The sequence below is a fragment of the Vreelandella arcis genome, from assembly GCF_900103865.1.
Taxonomy (GTDB): domain Bacteria; phylum Pseudomonadota; class Gammaproteobacteria; order Pseudomonadales; family Halomonadaceae; genus Vreelandella; species Vreelandella arcis.
Genome location: NZ_FNII01000002.1, coordinates 152,437 through 171,403, shown reverse-complemented (window position 1 = coordinate 171,403; position 18,967 = coordinate 152,437). Strand labels below are relative to the sequence as shown.

The following is an 18,967-nucleotide window of genomic DNA, read 5'->3' as shown; positions in this document are numbered from 1 at the left end:
GTGCCAATGAACGATGCATTTTCAATGGTCGGCTTGCTCAGCGCCATCGGAGTCCTCACCGGCTTAGGCGTGGGCTTTGGTGCCCTGCTAGGGGCGGCCAGCGAGCGTTTTAAGAGCGATGAGTCCTCCCTCGTCGAACAAATTGACGCCTTGCTTCCCCAAACCCAATGCGGTCAATGCGGCTATCCTGGTTGTCGACCTTACGCCGAGGCGATCAACCAGGGTGACGCGCTTAACAAATGCCCGCCTGGGGGCGAAGCCACCATTACCGCGCTGGCCGATCTCCTCGGCCGAGCGCCTGAGCCGTTAGATGGCGAAGCCCCGAGTGAGGCTTTGGTCGCGTTTATCCGCGAAGATGAATGCATCGGCTGCACCAAATGCATTCAAGCATGCCCGGTGGATGCGATTATCGGCGCAGCCAGACAAATGCACACCGTCATCGAAGATGAATGCACCGGCTGTGATTTATGCATTGAGCCCTGCCCGGTGGATTGCATCGACATGCTGCCGCGCAGTACGCCGTTGAGCCAGTGGCGTCCCGTGACAGTGCCCCCACACGTGATTGCCAGCGATCGTCCGCACTCAACACAGAGGTTCTATGGCTCGCACGTTTGAGTTTCATGGTGGGGTATTGCCGCCCGAACGAAAGCAGCGCTCTTTGGTGCCACTTCGATATGCCGAGTTGCCTAAGCGCGTTGTACTGCGATTGGATCAGCACGCCGGTCGTCCGGCCACGGCTACCGTGGCGGTGGGCGACACTGTGAAGGTCGGCACGCCGGTGGCTCAACGCGACGGCATGATTTCAGCCAATATCCACGCCAGCATTAGCGGCCAGGTGACGCACGTTGATACCCATGCCATTACCATCGACGGCGATAAAACCGACACCTGGCAGCGGCTTGCGCCGATTGACTGGCGCAATGCCCTCCCCGACCAGTTGATAACGCGTCTAGAGCAAAGCGGTGTCGTCGGACTCGGTGGGGCGGGGTTTCCTACCCATATCAAAGCGCGCGTCAGCGAGCGCCAGCGTATCGATACCTTGGTGGTTAACGCCGCTGAGTGCGAACCCTATATCACCGCCGATGATCTTACGCTGCAACACTACGCAGCGGATGTCCTCGAAGGTGCCCAGCTCCTTGCCTCACTGTGTGGCGCGCATCACATCATGGTGGGTATCGAAGATAACAAGCCTGATGCCATCCTCGCTCTCAGGCAGGCGATGGCAGACAGCCAACTGCTCACGGTCACGCTTTCTGTCATTGCCACCCGCTACCCCAGTGGTGGTGAGCGCCAGCTGATTAAAACGCTGCTCAACCGCGACGTGCCCAACCAAGGCCTACCCGCAGACGTAGGAGTGTTGTGCCATAACCCCGGCACGCTATTGGCCGCGCTACGCTCGGTTCGCGATGGCGAACCTCTGGTGGAACGATTGGTAACCTTAACCGGCGATGCCATTACCGACCCTGGTAACCGCTGGGTGCGTATCGGCACGCCAATGGCCGCTTTGCTGAATGAGGCCGGCTTAAATCGCGCCGCGCTTCATCAGTTGATTCAGGGTGGCCCCATGATGGGAACGCCCCTGCCTAACCTCGACGGCTCCGTTACCAAAGCGACGAACTGTTTAATTGCCGCCACAATCGACGAGTTACCGCCTACGCCACCTGAGTCGCCTTGTATCCGCTGTGGGGCTTGCGAGGATGTCTGCCCCGCGAATTTATTACCGCAGCAACTGCATTGGTACGCGCGAGCCAGCGACGATGAAAAACTGGCAAGCCACCGTCTTTTCGACTGCATAGAATGCAATGCCTGCGGCTACGTATGCCCAAGCCATATTCCCTTAGTGGACGATTATCGCAGTGCTAAATCACGGCTTCGCCATCAACAGCTTGAAACCGCCAAAGCCGAACACGCCAAACATCGCTTTGAATGGCGTCAAGCCCGGCTCGCCCGGGAACAGGCCCAAAAGCAGGCACGGCGTCAGGCACGCCTTTCAAAGCAGCGGTCTTCTCAGGACGCCGACTCGCCAGCGGCGTCACCCCAAGCCGATCTGAGGAGTTTACGCATCGCGCAAACGGCGGCCAAAGCGGCGGTAAGAAAAGCCGAAAAAAACCTAGCCCGAGCGGCCCAGCAGGATCCTCAACAAGCCCATGATGACCTAGAAACTCAGCTTGCCACCGCGCAGGAAAATTTACAGGCAGCCGAAGCACGCCTCGCCGAAGCCCGTGAAACGAGCGAACCCAAAGAGACCCTATAAGTATGCTGCATGCGTCCCAGGTAAATGATCGAACCCGCGTAAGCACGACGCCAACCACAGGCGGCATCATGCGCTGGGTCATCATTGCTACCCTGCCTGGCCTGGCGACCATGACGTTTTTTTTCGGCCTGGGCGTGATCAGCAACGTACTGCTCGCCGCCGCCTTTGGCCTCGGCTTTGAAGCGCTTATCCTGCGGCTGCGCCAGCGCCCTTTGCACCCGGCGCTCAACGACGCAAGCGCAGTACTTACCGGCGTATTATTGGGTGCGTCGCTCCCCCCCGCGAGCCCTTGGTGGCTCATCGGGGTCGGCATGCTCGCCGCCATTGTGGTGGCCAAGCAGCTCTACGGCGGGCTGGGGCACAATCCGTTTAACCCAGCCATGGTGGGCTATGCGCTGCTGCTGGTGTCGTTTCCGACCTACATGACGTTATGGTCATCCCCTCAGCCATTATGGCCCGACGCATTGTGGAGCCAAATCACCGGCAGCGTGTCGCTTGAGCAAATAGACAGTTTGAGCGGCGCCACCCCGCTTGATGCCTTTAAACACAAAGGCGATGGTCTTTCGGCCAGCCAATTTTGGGCCAGTCAACCGCTGCCTAGCGGCACTCTGAATGCCTGGCAGTGGATAGCGATTGCCTGGCTGGCAGGCGGCTCGCTACTACTCGCCAAACGCATTATCAGTTGGCATATTCCCGCCTCTATGTTGTCCAGCATGCTGGTCATCGCCACCTTGTTATACCTGTTTGACCCAAGTCATTTTGCCTCGCCTTTACTGCACTTATTAACCGGGGCTGCCATATTTGGCGCGTTCTTCATTGCCACCGACCCGGTGTCCGCCGCCACCAGCCAACGAGGAAAACTGATTTACGGCGCGGGCATTGGCGTACTTGTCATGCTGATCCGTACCTGGGGCGGCTATCCCGATGCCGTGGCCTTTGCCGTCCTACTCATGAACCTGTGTGTACCCTTGCTGGATCTATACACCATCCCTCGCCCTGCCGGCGCACAACCCGCGGCTGACAAGGAGCGATCATGAGTCACTTCAACGCCATGCAGCGTGGCGCGCTGGTATTGGGCTTGTTCGCCCTAATCACCGCGGGTAGTGTCGCCACCCTACGCGCCTTGACCGCCGACCGTATCGATACGCACCAGCAAGCTTATCAGCAACGCCAACGCCAGGCCGTGCTTCCCGAGACGCTTACCCACCAGGCATCCGCATCGCCCATTTCGTTACCCAACGCTGAACAACTTGGCTATCCCGAAGGTGCGACCGGCTGGCGGGTCGAAAACACCGGGCAGCACGCCTTCGTCATACCGGTGGTGACCCGGCGGGGTTACAACGGCGCGATTCATCTGCTCGTGGGAATCGACGCGCAACAACGCATCACCGGCGTACGCGTCACCCAGCACCAGGAAACCCCGGGCCTGGGTGATGATATCGAGCGCCGCCGTAGCGACTGGATCACGCGCTTTGATGGATTACGCTTGGATTCGCTACCACCTAGAGGCTGGGCGGTCAGCCAAGACGGCGGGCATTTTGATGCGTTCACCGGAGCGACCATTACGCCCCGCGCCGTGGTGGGTGCCGTGCATAACGCCTTGCAATACGTAGATAACACCCCCTTGTTCAACGAACCCAAGGAGATCGCGCCATGAGCCAGCTACGCGAGCTTACCCGCGAAGGGCTGTGGTCGAATAATCCAGCGCTCGTTCAGCTATTAGGGTTATGCCCGTTACTGGCCGTGAGTGCTAGCGTGGTCAACGCGCTGGGCCTGGCCATCGCCACGCTGGTCGTGATGGTCGGCGCCAGCACCACGGTCTCGCTGATTCGTCATCAGGTGCCCAGTGCCGTCCGCCTGCCGGCGTTTGTGATGATCATTGCCGCCTTCGTCACCTGTGCCGAACTGCTAATGGCCGCCTACGCCTACCCGCTTTACCAGGTGCTGGGTATTTTTATTCCGCTGATTGTGACCAACTGCGCGATTTTAGGTCGCGCCGAAGCGTTTGCTTCGCGCCAGCCGGTACTGCCTGCCGCCGTTGACGGCCTAATGATGGGACTCGGTTTTGGCGCCGTGCTGATTGTCCTGGGGGTGCTACGCGAGTTACTGGGCCAGGGCACCCTGTTTCGCGAAATGTCGCTGCTGTTAGGCCCTATCGCCGATGGTTGGCAGTTGACCTTGATCGACGACTATCAGTTTTTGTTTTTTATACTTCCCCCCGGCGCGTTTTTTGTGGCGGGGCTGTTGATCGCGCTAAAAAATGTCGTTGATCAACGGCGCAAGGCCTATTCACAACCCAAGACAGTGACGCCCCGCGAGCAGCGCCGTGTCCGCGTCACCGGTACGATCAAATAACCCAGAGGTTTGCCATGAATGCCCAAAAGCGTCATGAAATTTTCGCTCGCCTACAGGCAGAAAACCCTCACCCGACAACCGAGCTCAACTGGAACACGCCCTTCGAGCTGCTGGCGGCAGTCCTTCTCTCCGCCCAGGCAACTGATGTGGGCGTCAATAAGGCAACCGCCCGTCTTTTCCCCGTAGCCAATACGCCTCAAGGCATTATTGATTTGGGCATTGATGGGTTAAAAATGCATATCAAGACCATCGGCCTGTACAACACCAAAGCCGAAAACCTAATGAAAACCTGCCATCTGCTGGTTGAGCGTCACGGTGGCGAAGTGCCCCAAACGCGAGCGGCGCTGGAAGCCTTACCGGGCGTCGGGCGTAAAACGGCTAACGTCATTTTGAATACGGCGTTTGGCCAGCCGACCATGGCGGTGGATACGCATATTTTCCGCGTAGCCAACCGAACAGGCATTGCCAAAGGTAAGGATGTGGTCGAAGTCGAACAACAGCTGTTGCGTCACGTACCCAAACCTTTTCTACAGGATGCTCACCACTGGCTGATCCTCCACGGCCGCTATACGTGCATCGCCCGCAAACCACGCTGCGGTAGCTGCATTATTGAAGATTTATGCGACTATAAAGAGAAAACTGAGCTCGCCTAAATGGTTGCCTGATTCCGTCTTGATCAATCAACCACCTCCTCAGTTAGTAGTGACGCATAGGCCGCTTGCCAGCTGGGCCATTCCCAGCGGGCGCTATCCAGAGGCGCTGGCTGATACGCCGGTGTCGTGAGCCAACGGTATAGACGCTCATAAAGCCCGCCACGCGTACCGTCGTAGCGATAAGCCTTTGGGTAAAGGTCTGGGAAGCATAGCCGATCAGGCACCAGCGGCAGCGCCCCACGCTGGGCGGCTTCCATAATCGCCAGCCCTTGAAACTCATGCCGGGTGGTCGACACCACAATGCCGCCTTTGTCCAACTCAGCTTGATAGCGACCTTCTGGCTGCGGCCCCCAGGCCGTGATATGCGACGCAAGACGTTGCTCGGCCTCGGCAAAAATGGGCGGTACGTGGCGAAAGCGTTGACCCAGCACCGCCAAGTCGAACGCGACGCCTTGTTCACTCAAATCAAACAACGCCGCAAAAAAATCTTCCGGGTTCTTATCGTACTCCCAGCGGTGGTTCCACAGGATACGTCGAGGATTAGGTGGAGTATGCGATGGGTGGCGGTCAAGCGGCATAATCGGCACCGGCAGTACCTTAGCGCGTTGCCGAAGCGCTTCTAAGGGCTTCACAGCAGGGACGTTCTCGGGCATTTGTTTCAAAAAAGCCCGCGCACCATCGATAAATGAATCGCGATTATACGCAGTATTAAATACCACGGTGTCCGCCGCTAATGCCGCATAGAGATTCACCATCTTGCCTTCCACCTGGGGCTTTTGCTCTTCTGAAACGGGATAGGCAAACTGATTTTCGTGGAAGTAAACGATTTTGCGCGCGCGCCCCAGGGAGGGGAATAAGCCCGCCAATGTTGCCAAGTCGACCATCGAGGTCGCCAGCACCACATCGTAAGGCTGGCTGAGGGTGTCTCCCTCCTTCAACAGCCACGTTAGCGGATTGCCCCTGACCCGCCAGCGAAAATGACGCGCCGGCAAACGCAGCGCCGTCCATTCCACGCCATCGACGTGCTGCATGACGCTATCGGCCCAGTAACGGTGACTGATGGCATCGTAAGCGGAAAGCAGCAGGACGCGTGTTCGGGGGGTTAATGAGGTGTGCATTCATCGCCTATCGAATAAACAGCCTGTCATTGTGTCGTACCCGACGGTTTCCTGTCACCCATCGACCGCTTTGTTACCAAGGTCGTCTTGGCGCAGCAGATTCACCTACCTACACTCTGGCTAAGCGAGGGGAAACATAAACTGCCCCAATAACCCTTCATTTTCGGGAGAGCATGATGGCCAAAGTGCTTGTGGTCGATGACGAACCCAATATCCTCATATCGCTTGAGTTTCTCATGGAACAAGCGGGCTTCGACGTCCTCACGGCAGAAGATGGCGAACAAGCGCTTGCGCATGTGCAGCAAGCCAAGCCCGATCTTATCTTGCTCGACATTAGCCTGCCGGGCATAAGTGGCTTTGATGTATTGGAGCAGTTACGCCAGGACAGCACCACCGCGACACTGCCGATCATTATGCTGACTGCCCATGGCCGTGAGGTAGAGCGGGAAAAAGGCATGGCACTGGGCGCGGATGATTACATTACCAAGCCCTTTTCTACCCAAGCGCTGGTAGAAAAAGTCAACGCGCTGTTAATTGGGGATCAGCCATGACACGAGGTGGGCTGCCCAAACGCCAACGCTTGATCGGCTTATGGCTTATTCTCAGCGGCATCAGCCTGTTGGGCGGGGCTATTTTTGCCGCCTGGCTGGATGCCCAACTTGCCCCGACTGGCAGTACCCGGATAGCACTATGGCTAGGCAGCTTTTCAGGCGGGGCGACGATTTTTTTAGCCGGTTTGCTGCTTGAGCGCATGCTGTTTACCCCGCTACGTCACCTACAGGTGCAGCTAGCACGCTTGGTAGCTAATCCTGATGCGCGCGACGAATATCCCCCCGAAGGCTGGCTAAAAGGCCTAGGCCCGGATCTGCAGCGCGTGCGCGAGAGCTGGCGAGAGGATCGCAGCCGCCTGGCCACGGCGCATACCGAAGGCGCACGCAGCGCGGCCAGAATCCGCCAGGAGTTGGAAACTCTGCTACAGGTACTCGAGACACCGCTATTACTCTGTGATTATCACCGCCGCGTCATGCTGTTCAATCAGGCAGCTGAGGACTTTTTTGCCGACAATACCGGCCTTGGTTTAGGCAAACGCCTGGAAGCGCTGCTGCCCGTCGCCAGCTTACAGCAAGCGCTTAGCCAATTGCCTAACGACGGCTCCCCCCGCGAGCTGCTCGCCCCCTGCGACAACCGCTGGCTAAAGGTTATGTTGCGCCGCGTACCGGGTAGCGACGGCGAAACCCTGCTGACGTTTAGTGACGCCACGGCCTCGTGGTCGAGCGAAATGGGCGTAAGAGCCGAGCTTGCCGATATGCTAACGCCGCTACGCCAACATACCGCAAGCCTGACCAGTGCTGCCGACGCGCTGATCCAACTGCGTCACCAAGGCGACATCGACACCTTACCATTGCGCCAACGTTTTGAACGCGTCATTCAAGAAGAAGGGGCATCACTTGGCGATAACGTCGCTAAAATCGGCCAGCTACTCGATGACATGCAACATCAGGGCGAACGCTTAACGCCCATGTGGTCAAACGACTTCTGGCAAGCCCTGGACGAGCGCCTTGACCCCGAGCACCGTTTAATTACCCCGGTGGGCATGCCTGCTTGGTTTAAAGGCGATGCCCCGGCCTTGATTGCGCTGTTTGATTCGTTAGTCAAACACCTCAATGCTCACCTTCCCGACAATGGCTTTGAAGGCGAAATCTGCCTGGGTAATAAACGCGTCTATTTAGACCTTATTTGGCATGGTAAGGCGCTTCCCGAGCATGAGTTGACCGAATGGCGGCAACAAACGCTGCCCTCACTGCCGCTGACCCCCAGTGTTGCCGACGTGCTACGCCAACACGCCAGCGATATCTGGAGCCTGGCAGATGAGGATCGTGTTCATGCCCGTCTACGCCTACCGCTGCCCGCGATGGAACGCGTGGGTGCTCCGCGCGAAACCGCGCCACCGCGCCCAGAATTCCACGATTTTGGCATTGCCGACCTTCCACCACCCGATGAAGCTCTGGCCAGCCGCTCGCTGCGCAGCCTGGAGGTCGTGGCCTTTGATACTGAAACCACCGGGCTTGAGCTGCGCCGGGGGGATACCGTGATTAGTCTCGGCGCCTGCCGGGTAGTTAACGCGCGGCTATTAGCCAGCGAGGTCTTCGATCAAAAAGTTGACCCCAAACGGCCTATCCCGCTGGCCAGCACCGCTATTCATGGCCTTACCGATGCTGATGTCGCTGGCGCTCCGCCGCTGGATATCGTACTGACACGCTTTCGCGACTATGTAGGAGAAGCAGTGCTTTTGGCGCATAACGCCGCGTTTGATTTGCTGGCTATCAGCCATAAGGGCGTAACCTTTGATGTTCCCGTGATCGACACCTTGCTGGTTTCGCGCGCGTTGGATGAAGCGCTCGATGGACACGATTTAGATAGTCTTGCTCAGCGCTACGACTTGGCTTTTCCACCCGGCACGCGCCACACTGCACTAGGCGATGCCCGCGTCACCGCTGAGCTATGGCTCGCTCTGCTGCCGCGGTTGGAAGCCCGCGGAATTAATACCCTAGAGCAACTACTCACGCTACAAGCCAATGCCTTCGACCGACAGGATGCCAGTGCCTCATGAAACCTTTTGGCCTGAAATCGCGCAAAACAGAGCGCCTTATGGCCCTGGTGGCGATTGCGTTGCTACTGTTCTGCCCGCCGATGATTATCGTGGTCGACCGCCTTCCCGCTTTCTCCGTGGGTTGGCTACCGGTGTATTTATTTAGCGCCTGGGCGATCGTCATTGGCTTGGCGGCCTGGCTGATGGAACACCGTGCGGGCCGCTGACCATGCGTACTGACCCGATCATTCTGGGCACCGCCTTTGGCTATTTAGCACTGCTGTTTGTGGTCGCTGCCTGGGGCGACCGGCGGGCCGAGCAAGGCCGTTCACTAATTGGTTCACCCACCGTCTATGCACTGTCCATTGCGGTGTACTGTACCGCCTGGACCTTTTACGGCAGCGTGGGGCGAGCCGCCGAGCACGGTCCCAGCTTTCTGCTGATCTACTTAGGGCCGACGCTTGCGATGCTACTGGCCCCCTTTGTTATCCGTAAGATGGTGCGCATCGCCGCACGCCAGCGGATCACCTCAATTGCCGATTTCATCAGCGCCCGCTACGGCAAAAGCAGCAGCCTAGGCGCGCTGGTGGCGTTAATGGCGCTAATCAGCATCACCCCTTATATCGCCCTGCAGTTAAAAGCCATTACCGTGAGCCACGCGGTGTTAATCAACTACCCAAATACGGCTGACACCACGCTTGTCGATGAACGCTTCTGGATGGATAAATCCCTGTGGATTGCTCTGGTACTGGCCGTGTTTATCATTTTATTTGGCACCCGCCACCTGGATGCCAGCGAACGACATGAAGGCATGGTGGCGGCCATCGCCTTAGAGTCCATCGTCAAGCTAGTCGCCTTTATGGCCGTCGGGGTATTTGTGGTCTTTGTGATGTTTTCAGGCCCGGCCGCCCTGTTTGCCCAGGTCGCAGACACACCAGCGTTGGTCGACAGCATGCGCTTAGACAGTGTGCCCGGCGGCGTTACCGGCTGGGTCGGCATGCTAATCCTGGCCTTTCTGGCGTTTTTAACCCTGCCGCGACAATTCCAGGTTTTGGTGGTTGAGAATGTCGATGAACAGCATTTAACCCGAGCGAGTTGGCTGTTTCCGCTGTATATGCTGCTGATCAACCTGTTCGTTATTCCCATTGCCCTAGCGGGCCTGATGTTAGGCGTAAGCGCCGGCGACCCCGACAGCTTTGTACTTACACTACCGCTCTCGGCCGGCCTAGAAGGATTGCCGCTGTTGGTGTTTATTGGCGGCCTTTCGGCGGCAACCGGCATGGTCATCGTCGAAACGATTGCGCTGTCTACCATGGTAAGCAACCAACTGGTCATGCCACTGTTATTGCGCTCGAAACGACTGCACCTGAGTACCAAGGGCGAGCTGGCTGGCTTGCTGCTCGGCATCCGTCGGGTGGCCATCGTGCTTATCTTGCTGCTGGGGTATCTCTACCACGCGCTGATTGGCGATTCCTATAGCCTCGTCACCATTGGCTTGGTGTCTTTCGCCGGGGCCGCACAGTTTGCCCCTGCACTGTTAATTGGCCTTTACTGGCGCGGGGCGACTCGCCAAGGGGCCGCATTAGGGTTAATCGCTGGATTCCTGGTCTGGTGCTACACATTACTGCTGCCGGGCTTTGCACAGTCCGGCTGGTTGGATGCATCGTTGCTCACACAAGGTCCTTGGGACATCACCTGGCTGATGCCCTACGCTTTATTCGGCCTGGAAGGCTGGGACATTTATACCCATTCGCTGCTGTGGAGCATGCTGGCCAACGTAGGGCTACTGGTCGGTGTATCACTGTTTACTCGCCCCAGCCCCCTTGAACAGACCCAAGCGGCGCTTTTCACCGGGGCGATGCATCCAAACCTGAAAACCGCTCCGCTGTGGCGTGGGCAAACCACGCAAGGGGCTCTCAGCGAGTTACTTATTCGCTATCTCGGCGACCAAGCAACACGTCGTGTATTTCGACACAGTGGCAGCAAAAGCGCTTTTGTTGCCGATGAGCCCGCCCATCCCGAGTTGATTACCCGCGCCGAACAGGCACTCGCAGGGTCGCTGGGCAGCGCCTCGGCACGCGTATTGATCAACTCGGTGGTGCGCGGGGAAGCGTTGGACATTGAGTCGATCCTAAGCATTTTGGATACCACCTCACAAACCATCGAGTACAACCGCCGCTTAGAGCAGAAGTCCCAGGAGCTTGCGCAAATCGGTGAAGAATTGCGCAGCGCCAATGAACGGCTGCGCGAGCTTGATCGATTGAAAGATGAGTTTGTGGCCATGGTCAGCCATGAACTGCGTACACCGCTCACCTCGATTCGCGCCTTCGCTGAAATTTTGCGTGATAACAGCGAGCTACCCGACGAAAAGCGCCAACACTTTTTGGGGGTTATCGTCTACGAGAGCCAGCGACTATCACGCTTAATCGAAGAGATTCTCGACCTTGCCCGCCTTGAAAGCGGTCGTTTAACACTGAATCCCGTGCCGCTCGACCTTGCGGCGTTGGCCCGGCACAGCATCGACGCGGTTGCGCGCCTACATGAAGAACGCGGCATTGAGTTAGCGGTCAGTCTAGAAGCTGATCCCGCGATGGTGATTGGCGACCAGGATCGTTTGGAACAGGTGATTATTAATCTGCTCGATAACGCGGGTAAATTTGCCGATCGCCAGCACCCCAAAGTCCGCTTGGCACTCTACCGCCACCGCCGTCATTTCCGCTTAAGCGTGGAAGATAACGGCGCCGGCATTAGCGCTGACGAGCGCGAGCGCGTGTTTGAAAAATTCCACCAAATCCAGCAAGACAGCGACGTCCCCCACGGACGCCCCAAGGGAAGCGGGCTTGGGTTGCCCATTAGTCGTGGCATTATCGCCCACCTGGGTGGTCGACTCTGGGTGGAAGACGCCAGAACCCTTGGCGGTGCCTGCCTGACATTGGAGCTACCGGCCGCGCCGGATGATAGCTCGGTAGCATAAATACCGACGCGACGGCGGTGACCGTTCCGCCCTTCTGCTATGGGCTTTTTACCCGTTTTACAAAGGCTTTAATCTGCTGAAGATCAAATTTTAAAAGCAGGCGTTCGTCCTCGCGCAGGCGGCGTAGATCCACCCAGCCGTCGGCGGCTTGACCATGCGCTTTATTAACACGCTGCTGATCAAGTAACCGTTGCTGCAAACGTTCAAAGACCGCCATAAGTAATTCGGATTGCGGCGGCGTTAAGGCGTCTGACGCATGGCTGAGCGCAACTAACCGCTCGCGAGTACTAATTTCGTGGCGCTGGTGTCGAACACACAGCAAGCGCGCAGCGCTAATCAGGGGCATCAAGCCTTGATGTTTAAGGTCGATGGCGTGGTCGTGGGGTGTATCAAGGCCCGGGCTTGAGGCAATCCGCCCAAAGCGATCCAGCGCCACCGGTAGCTCTTCCAGTAACGCGGCCATTTCATGCATAAACAGGGACGCTTTGGGCAGCGTGGCGGCAATGCTCTCCCCCAAATGTTCGGCTAGTGCTGTGTTGCCCGCTACTGGGGAAAAATCAAGTAAGATATTGGTTTGCTGTACGCGCTTGACCTGACGATCCGCGCTCCAAATTTCTAGCTGCGCGTGCCACTCACTAAGCCGTTTACGCCACATCGGCCAACGCGCCATCACGTGACCACGGCAAAGCGGAATGCCTGCCTCATCCAGGCGCGCGGTAAAACGTTCGCCTAACGCTTGAAAGTAGCCATCGATCTCGACGTGGCGGTGATCAGGATAATCATCAATAATCAGCGCATTATCCTGGTCGGGACCGAGCAGGCTCTCGTAGCGCGCCGCCGAGCCTAACAGCAATACGCAGTAGTCCACCGGCGGGCTCCCCCAGCCTTGCGCTTGCATTTCGTCAAGCGATAGCGCGACCGCTTGGCGATATAGAAAGGCATTATGATCACTAATTATTTGGCTAATACGCCAGGCAGGCAGATCGTAATGCGCCAGCGTTTCAACCAGAGACAATTGCCATGCGTGGGCGTCGGCTAACGAGGTTGTCGGTGAAGAGATATGGGTAAAGAGATTATCCAACGGCGCGGTGAGCGCCGAGGTATTGAGCGTCCCATCATGATGAAACAGGCAGCGCCAGGGTGAGGCTTGGTGTACAACACGCATACGCCTCTCCTTAACCGTTATTCATTCAAATTCGCTGTTACGTGTCGCTCGCCCGACGCGGGTCGGGTTTGAACATCTCATCGCCCACTTCATCAATATAGCGCTGGGCTTTGGTGATCATCATCGCATCGCAAGCGTCGCGGCTGGGCAACATATCCGAGCGCTCGAAGCGATGTTCTAAATCATCCCCTTCGGCCTGCGGACGACGAATCAAACCGCTAACGCGGTATTGACCGCTTTGGTTATCGGGTTGAGAGGTGATGATGTAACCACGGTACTCTACCGGCTCCGACGCCTGCGTTTTGCTAGTAGCGCTCTCTCGATCACCACCCAACAAAGCTGAGAGTATTTTTTTAAGCATGTTGACTCCTCACGCTGACTAGGCGGCAAGACATACTTGCCGCCTGGCCAACCGGTTAGCTCTGTTGACGACCTTTGCCAGCGGCAATCCGCAGGCGCAGTGCGTTAAGCTTGATAAAGCCTTCGGCGTCTTTTTGGTCGTAAGCGCCCGCATCGTCTTCAAAGGTGGCGATTGATTCATCAAACAGTGACTGGTCGGACTTACGGCCCACCACGATGGCGTTACCTTTATAAAGCTTCATGCGCACGACGCCGGAGACGTTGTGCTGGGTTTCGTCGATGGCCGCCTGCAGCATGCGCCGCTCGGGGCTCCACCAGTAACCGTTGTAAATCACTTCGGCGTACTTGGGCATTAGCTGATCTTTCATGTGCGCTTCTTCGCGATCCAGCGTTAGCGACTCAATCGCCCGGTGAGCACGCAACATGATGGATCCCCCTGGCGTTTCATAACAACCGCGGGATTTCATACCCACATAACGGTTTTCAACGATATCCAGGCGGCCGATGCCGTTGTCACCACCGAGCTTGTTGAGTTTTTCAAGCACTTCGTGAGGCTTATGGGCTTCGCCGTCAATCGCAACGATATCGCCCTTGTCGAACGTCAGCTCCACATAGGTAGGCTGCTCCGGTGCCGCTTCAGGCGACACACTCCAGCGCCACATGTCTTCTTCGGCTTCGGCCCATGGGTCTTCCAGAATGCCGCCTTCGTATGAGATATGCAGCAGGTTGGCGTCCATGGAATAAGGCGATTTTTTCTTTTTACCGGAAAAGTCGACGGGAATGTCGTGCTGCTCGCAGTAGGCCATCAATTTTTCACGCGAGGTTAAGTCCCACTCGCGCCAAGGGGCGATGACTTTCACGCCGGGCTTCAGGGCATAGGCACCCAGTTCAAAACGCACCTGGTCGTTGCCTTTACCGGTCGCCCCATGAGAGATCGCGTCAGCGCCTGTTTCGTTGGCAATATCAATCAACCGCTTGGCGATCAAAGGGCGGGCGATGGAGGTGCCCAGTAAGTATTCGCCTTCGTAGATGGTATTGGCACGAAACATGGGGAAGACGTAATCGCGCACAAACTCCTCACGCAGGTCTTCGATGTAGATTTCTTTCACGCCAAGCGCCTCTGCCTTGGTACGTGCGGGCTCTACCTCTTCGCCTTGACCGATGTCGGCGGTAAACGTGACCACCTCGCAGTTGTAGGTTTCTTGCAACCACTTAACGATAACGGATGTGTCCAGGCCGCCTGAATATGCCAGCACAACCTTTTTGACATCGGACATTCTTGACTCCTTTTCTCAGCAAAATGTGCGCCAGACACACACGGCGGTGTTATCGGACCACACGATCGGGTAGACACTAAGTATAGCGTTCTCAGTGCTCAGCGAATACCGCCAACGACGCCATAAAAGGAAACTGCTAGAATCTCCCCACGAAAAGCGCTAGATGCTCTTTGCCCACTGATTACTCGCTTACTAAGGAGAGCTGCATGAGCGAGGCAATTGCCCGCGAATTGATGGCCCAACGTTTTCGCAGTTACCTGCCCGTTGTCATTGATTTGGAGACGGGTGGCTTTAATGCGCACGGTGATGCATTGCTTGAAATTGCCGCCGTTACGCTAACCATGGATCCAGAAGGCAATCTTCTGCCGGATGCCACCTATGCCTACCATATTCAGCCATTTGAAGGGGCCAATGTTGAACAGTCCGCACTGGACTTCACTGGCATTAACCTGGACGACCCGTTACGTCGTCAGGTCGCGCTGCGTGAAGAAGAAGCCCTAGGTGAAATATTTCGACCGATCCGCAAATCGATCAAAGCCCATGGCTGCTCACGAGCGATTCTGGTGGGGCACAACGCCGCCTTTGATCACGGCTTCTTAAATGCAGCCGCTAACCGCTGTAGCATTAAGCGTAACCCATTCCATCCGTTTTCAAGCTTTGATACCGCGACGCTGGCAGGCTTTGTGTATGGTCAAACGGTACTGGCTCGCGCGTGCCGCGCCGCCGGCATCGAATTTGATAACAAAGCCGCCCACTCGGCACGTTACGACACCGAGCGTACCGCCGAGCTATTCTGTGCCATGGTCAACCGCTATAAGGATTTAGGCGGATGGCAACTGGCACAACGCGAACAGGCGATGGACAGCGGCGATTAGCCGGATGCAGGCTATGTCGCTTTACGCTAAACTTCGCTCACTTATTTCTGCGTTCACTACGCCTTCCTACCCCCAGGAGATGAGACGTTTCCATGGCTCAGCATAATGCCTTTTACGCCCAGTCAGGCGGTGTCACCGCTGTGATCAACGCCAGTGCTTGTGGTGTCATCGAAGCTTGCCGACAAGCCCCCGACCAGATTGGCAAGGTCTATGCCGGTCACAACGGCATTATTGGGGCCTTGACGGAAGACCTCATTGACGTGACACAAGAGAGCGATGACGCCATTGCAGCCTTGCGTCACACCCCCGGCGGTGCCTTTGGCTCGTGCCGCTATAAACTAAAAGACATCGACACCCATCGCGCCCAATACGAACGGCTTATCGAAGTCTTCAAAGCCCACGATATCCGTTACTTTTTCTATAATGGCGGTGGCGATAGCGCTGATACCTGTTTAAAAGTGTCGCAGCTCTCCGAAAAGCTAGGCTATCCACTCACGGCGATCCACGTGCCCAAGACCGTCGATAACGACCTACCCATTACCGATAACAGCCCAGGGTTTGGCAGTGTGGCCAAGTATATTGCCACGTCTACCCGCGAGGCCTCGCTGGATATCGCTTCGATGTGCGCCACCTCCACCAAGGTGTTTGTGCTTGAAGTAATGGGGCGCCATGCAGGCTGGATCGCAGCGGCTGGCGGATTGGCTGGAGACGGCCCGGGCGAGCCACCGCATTTAATCGTGTTCCCGGAAATTCCATTTAATCGTCAAGCGGTGATGGAAAGAGTCCAGCAAAGCGTCCAGCAGAACGGTTACTGCGTCATCGTGGTATCGGAAGGGGCACGCTATGAAGACGGTACTTTCTTAGCCGACGCGGGCAATACCGACGCCTTTGGCCACCGCCAACTGGGCGGTGTAGCGCCGACACTGGCGGGCATGATCAAACAGGACTTAGGGTATAAATACCACTGGGCGGTAGCCGACTATCTTCAGCGTGCAGCGCGTCACTTGGCCTCTAAAACCGACGTTGAACAAGCTTACGCCGTCGGACGCGAAGCGGTAACGCTGGCACTGGCCGGCAAAAATGCCATGATGCCAGCCATTCGGCGTATTTCTCAGGCGCCCTACCAGTGGGATGTAATCTCCGCCCCGCTATCTCAGGTGGCCAACCAAGAGAAGTTTATGCCTCGCGACTTTATCAGCGAAAACGGCTTTGCCATTACTCAGACGTGTCGAGACTATCTCTCACCGCTGATCCAGGGGGAAGACTTCCCACCATTTGAAAATGGATTGCCGAAAGTGGCGAAGTTGAAACTGGCCAAGGTCGAGCGCAAGCTGCCCGTTTTTACGCTGTAACCCTGTTTATTCAGTGCCATACGCCCAAGCCCCGCACCCCGGGGCTTGGGCTTTTTAATACAAGGCAGCGTAGCGACGCCTAACGCAGCAGCCACGAGAGCACGAGCAGCAACAGTAAAATACCCGCTACACCTTGCCAGAAATGACGCGATTCCTGGCGTGGTTTCTCGCTTACCGTCCGCCGGCCCAACGGCAGCCGCAAGGCATATATGAACTCGGATAACCGCCTGAAGCGCAGCGCCCGCTGAGGATCCAGCGCGCGGCGTAGGGCTTCATCAAGATCCGGTGTGATCTCCGGATTTGAGGTTCGCGCATTGCGATAGGTCAAGCCTTCCAGATCAGTGTGGCTACGCAACCGGTTAGGCGTCAGCGTGTAGGGCAGCGCGCCAGTCAATAGCCAGTACACGGTCGAGGCTAATGAATACTGGTCGCTGCGCCGCCCGACACTATCGCCCAGGGCATATTCGGGGGCGGTATGTTCGTTGAAACCTACCTGCCTCAACAGCTCACCTGAGTGGCGATGACCATCAACTTCGCGCATATGACAAGCGCTGAAATCGGTTAACACGACCTTACCGTGTAGGTCGATCAACACATTGTCCGGGTTAATCTGTTGATGAAGGATGTCACGGTGGTGCAACGCCTGAACGGCTTTGCCCAGCTGATTGGCGATATCTAACCGCTGAGACAGATTCGCCTGGGGGTGGCGCTCCGCCCACTGGCGCAGTGTTTCGCCTTCAACATGCTGCATCAGGTAATAAAGGTAGCGACGTGGCCGCGAAGGCTCGACCACTTTGACAACAAACGGCGAATTGACCCGCTCAACGACCCACTGCTGCAGTAAAAAGTGTTCGAGATAAGCGTTGCGCAAGGAAAGCTCGGGGCTAGGGGCTTTCATTACTATTTCGCGGTCTGTATAGACATCACGCACGCGGTAAACACGCGACTGCGCGGTACGCGACAGAACCGCCACCACTTCCAAACCATCCAGCCTCGACCCAGGGGCTAACTCAGGCGGTATCGGCAACTCGCCGTATAGCTGGCCGGGGTGATCACTACTTTCTTCGGGCAGCTCGTCTATGCGCACCAGTTGAAAACAGAATTGGTCTCCGCCATACCCACGCTCTTGAGCGCGCTGCTTTGCTTCGTTAGCAAGACGCTCGCAAGCCGCATCGAGATCGCTGGCGTCCTCACGAATCAGGCGCACATAGTCCGAGGGCAGCAAGGTTCCGCCCACCGCTTGGGTGGTAAATAAGAACAAGTCGCCCTGCTTCATGGGCAAGTGGGTATAGTCAATATCGACGCTGCCGTCCATACCCAGCGCCCGTGAAGGATAACGATAGCCCCCCAGGTCAGTGACGTGATCGCGAGTCAGCTGTTCAAACTCGGCACCTCGCAGTCGAAACACCAGGGTGTCGCCCATGTGAAACAGGTGGGCATCCCGTTCACGGAATACCACGGCCGATAGCGAAGAGACGAAACTGCCGGTTTGCACATGCTGGCTTTGGCCATAGCACCAGCTATTGAGCGCTCGAAGCACGCGCGTGGCGGACGTTTTGACATCCCAGTGATCGGGGGTAGAGAAATAATCCGCTAAAAAGCCGCGCACACTCAAATCCCCGGCCTGTTTGGCCAACGTATTGCGTGAGAGCGAGTCACTAATCACTGCACATCCGCCCTTTGCCTTGAGCAGCGGCGGCTCGGGAAAACGCACCGACATGGAGCTACGGTGTAAGCGGCGGTCAGGGGCAACGAAAGCCTGACCGTAACTGATCAGCAATTGGGCATGTGCCAAGTCATCCTCCTGAGCATACGGCGTTGGCAACGGATGTCACTGTCTGAAAGCGTCTATGATACACGTTGAATGTATTAAACGATGCCCGCCAAACGTCGCGGCCTAAGGACATGCTTCACTCATAGTCGGCGCAACACCTATGTCGCATTGGTAATCTTGCAGCCATGTTCGTATAATTCGTGGTTATTCATATAGCAAC

17 protein-coding genes are annotated in these 18,967 nt (G+C 56.9%); 12 read left to right on the top strand and 5 right to left on the bottom strand.

Annotation, left to right across the window (positions count from 1 at the left end; genetic code table 11):
• Nucleotides 1–6: 6 nt before the first annotated feature.
• From rsxB to nth, 6 genes are read left to right on the top strand one after another with little or no spacing between them, the layout of a single operon-like run.
• Nucleotides 7–615: an electron transport complex subunit RsxB gene (gene rsxB / locus BLR97_RS02720; protein WP_089702233.1), complete on the top strand. Its 609-nt coding sequence runs from the start codon at nucleotides 7–9 to the stop codon at nucleotides 613–615.
• Entirely contained in the window at nucleotides 599–2,254 is a 1,656-nt protein-coding gene (gene rsxC, locus BLR97_RS02715; protein WP_089702231.1) for an electron transport complex subunit RsxC, read from the top strand. Before rsxB ends, rsxC begins: the two co-directional genes overlap by 17 nt.
• Nucleotides 2,251–3,291: an RnfABCDGE type electron transport complex subunit D gene (locus BLR97_RS02710; protein WP_089702229.1), complete on the top strand. Its 1,041-nt coding sequence runs from the start codon at nucleotides 2,251–2,253 to the stop codon at nucleotides 3,289–3,291. Before rsxC ends, BLR97_RS02710 begins: the two co-directional genes overlap by 4 nt.
• Nucleotides 3,288–3,911: an electron transport complex subunit RsxG gene (gene rsxG / locus BLR97_RS02705; protein WP_089702227.1), complete on the top strand. Its 624-nt coding sequence runs from the start codon at nucleotides 3,288–3,290 to the stop codon at nucleotides 3,909–3,911. Before BLR97_RS02710 ends, rsxG begins: the two co-directional genes overlap by 4 nt.
• On the top strand, nucleotides 3,908–4,609 hold the full coding sequence (locus BLR97_RS02700) for an electron transport complex subunit E (RefSeq protein WP_089702225.1): 702 nt from the start codon (nucleotides 3,908–3,910) through the stop codon (nucleotides 4,607–4,609). Before rsxG ends, BLR97_RS02700 begins: the two co-directional genes overlap by 4 nt.
• Before the next feature lie 14 nt (nucleotides 4,610–4,623).
• The gene (nth, locus tag BLR97_RS02695; protein WP_089702224.1) at nucleotides 4,624–5,262 is read left to right on the top strand and encodes an endonuclease III; all 639 of its coding nucleotides are present in this window, start codon (nucleotides 4,624–4,626) and stop codon (nucleotides 5,260–5,262) included.
• A gap of 23 nt (nucleotides 5,263–5,285) precedes the next feature.
• Here the strand turns inward: nth and BLR97_RS02690 are convergent, their stop codons facing one another.
• Nucleotides 5,286–6,380, bottom strand: a complete 1,095-nt coding sequence (locus tag BLR97_RS02690; RefSeq protein ID WP_089702222.1) for a tRNA-queuosine alpha-mannosyltransferase domain-containing protein — start codon at nucleotides 6,378–6,380, stop codon at nucleotides 5,286–5,288.
• 176 nt (nucleotides 6,381–6,556) lie between these two features.
• Here BLR97_RS02690 and BLR97_RS02685 point away from each other — a divergent pair, with 176 nt between their 5' ends.
• Genes BLR97_RS02685 through BLR97_RS02670 form a run of 4 tightly spaced genes read left to right on the top strand, consistent with a single transcriptional unit; the run spans nucleotide 6,557 to nucleotide 11,944 of the window.
• Nucleotides 6,557–6,931, top strand: a complete 375-nt coding sequence (locus tag BLR97_RS02685) for a response regulator transcription factor (RefSeq protein WP_089702220.1) — start codon at nucleotides 6,557–6,559, stop codon at nucleotides 6,929–6,931.
• Nucleotides 6,928–8,991: a 3'-5' exonuclease gene (locus BLR97_RS02680; protein WP_089702218.1), complete on the top strand. Its 2,064-nt coding sequence runs from the start codon at nucleotides 6,928–6,930 to the stop codon at nucleotides 8,989–8,991. Before BLR97_RS02685 ends, BLR97_RS02680 begins: the two co-directional genes overlap by 4 nt.
• On the top strand, nucleotides 8,988–9,197 hold the full coding sequence (locus BLR97_RS02675) for a hypothetical protein (protein ID WP_089702216.1): 210 nt from the start codon (nucleotides 8,988–8,990) through the stop codon (nucleotides 9,195–9,197). The genes BLR97_RS02680 and BLR97_RS02675 overlap by 4 nt, the downstream gene beginning before the upstream one ends.
• 2 nt (nucleotides 9,198–9,199) lie before the next feature.
• Nucleotides 9,200–11,944, top strand: a complete 2,745-nt coding sequence (locus tag BLR97_RS02670; protein ID WP_089702214.1) for a sensor histidine kinase — start codon at nucleotides 9,200–9,202, stop codon at nucleotides 11,942–11,944.
• A gap of 37 nt (nucleotides 11,945–11,981) precedes the next feature.
• On the opposite strand, the gene BLR97_RS02665 is transcribed toward BLR97_RS02670, so the two are convergent.
• Genes BLR97_RS02665 through BLR97_RS02655 form a run of 3 tightly spaced genes read right to left on the bottom strand, consistent with a single transcriptional unit; the run spans nucleotide 11,982 to nucleotide 14,746 of the window.
• Nucleotides 11,982–13,109, bottom strand: coding sequence for a DUF294 nucleotidyltransferase-like domain-containing protein (locus tag BLR97_RS02665; protein ID WP_089702211.1), 1,128 nt, complete (start codon nucleotides 13,107–13,109; stop codon nucleotides 11,982–11,984).
• Nucleotides 13,110–13,146: 37 nt separating this feature from the next.
• Nucleotides 13,147–13,470: an HlyU family transcriptional regulator gene (locus BLR97_RS02660; RefSeq protein WP_089702209.1), complete on the bottom strand. Its 324-nt coding sequence runs from the start codon at nucleotides 13,468–13,470 to the stop codon at nucleotides 13,147–13,149.
• Nucleotides 13,471–13,525: 55 nt separating this feature from the next.
• Entirely contained in the window at nucleotides 13,526–14,746 is a 1,221-nt protein-coding gene (locus tag BLR97_RS02655) for an argininosuccinate synthase (RefSeq protein WP_089702207.1), read from the bottom strand.
• A 206-nt stretch (nucleotides 14,747–14,952) separates the two neighbouring features.
• Here BLR97_RS02655 and rnt point away from each other — a divergent pair, with 206 nt between their 5' ends.
• Nucleotides 14,953–15,621: a ribonuclease T gene (gene rnt / locus BLR97_RS02650; RefSeq protein ID WP_089702205.1), complete on the top strand. Its 669-nt coding sequence runs from the start codon at nucleotides 14,953–14,955 to the stop codon at nucleotides 15,619–15,621.
• Between the two features lie 92 nt (nucleotides 15,622–15,713).
• Nucleotides 15,714–16,973, top strand: a complete 1,260-nt coding sequence (locus tag BLR97_RS02645; protein ID WP_089702203.1) for a 6-phosphofructokinase — start codon at nucleotides 15,714–15,716, stop codon at nucleotides 16,971–16,973.
• Between the two features lie 79 nt (nucleotides 16,974–17,052).
• On the opposite strand, the gene BLR97_RS02640 is transcribed toward BLR97_RS02645, so the two are convergent.
• Nucleotides 17,053–18,768, bottom strand: a complete 1,716-nt coding sequence (locus BLR97_RS02640) for a bifunctional protein-serine/threonine kinase/phosphatase (protein WP_089702200.1) — start codon at nucleotides 18,766–18,768, stop codon at nucleotides 17,053–17,055.
• Between the last annotated feature and the right edge of the window lie 199 nt (nucleotides 18,769–18,967).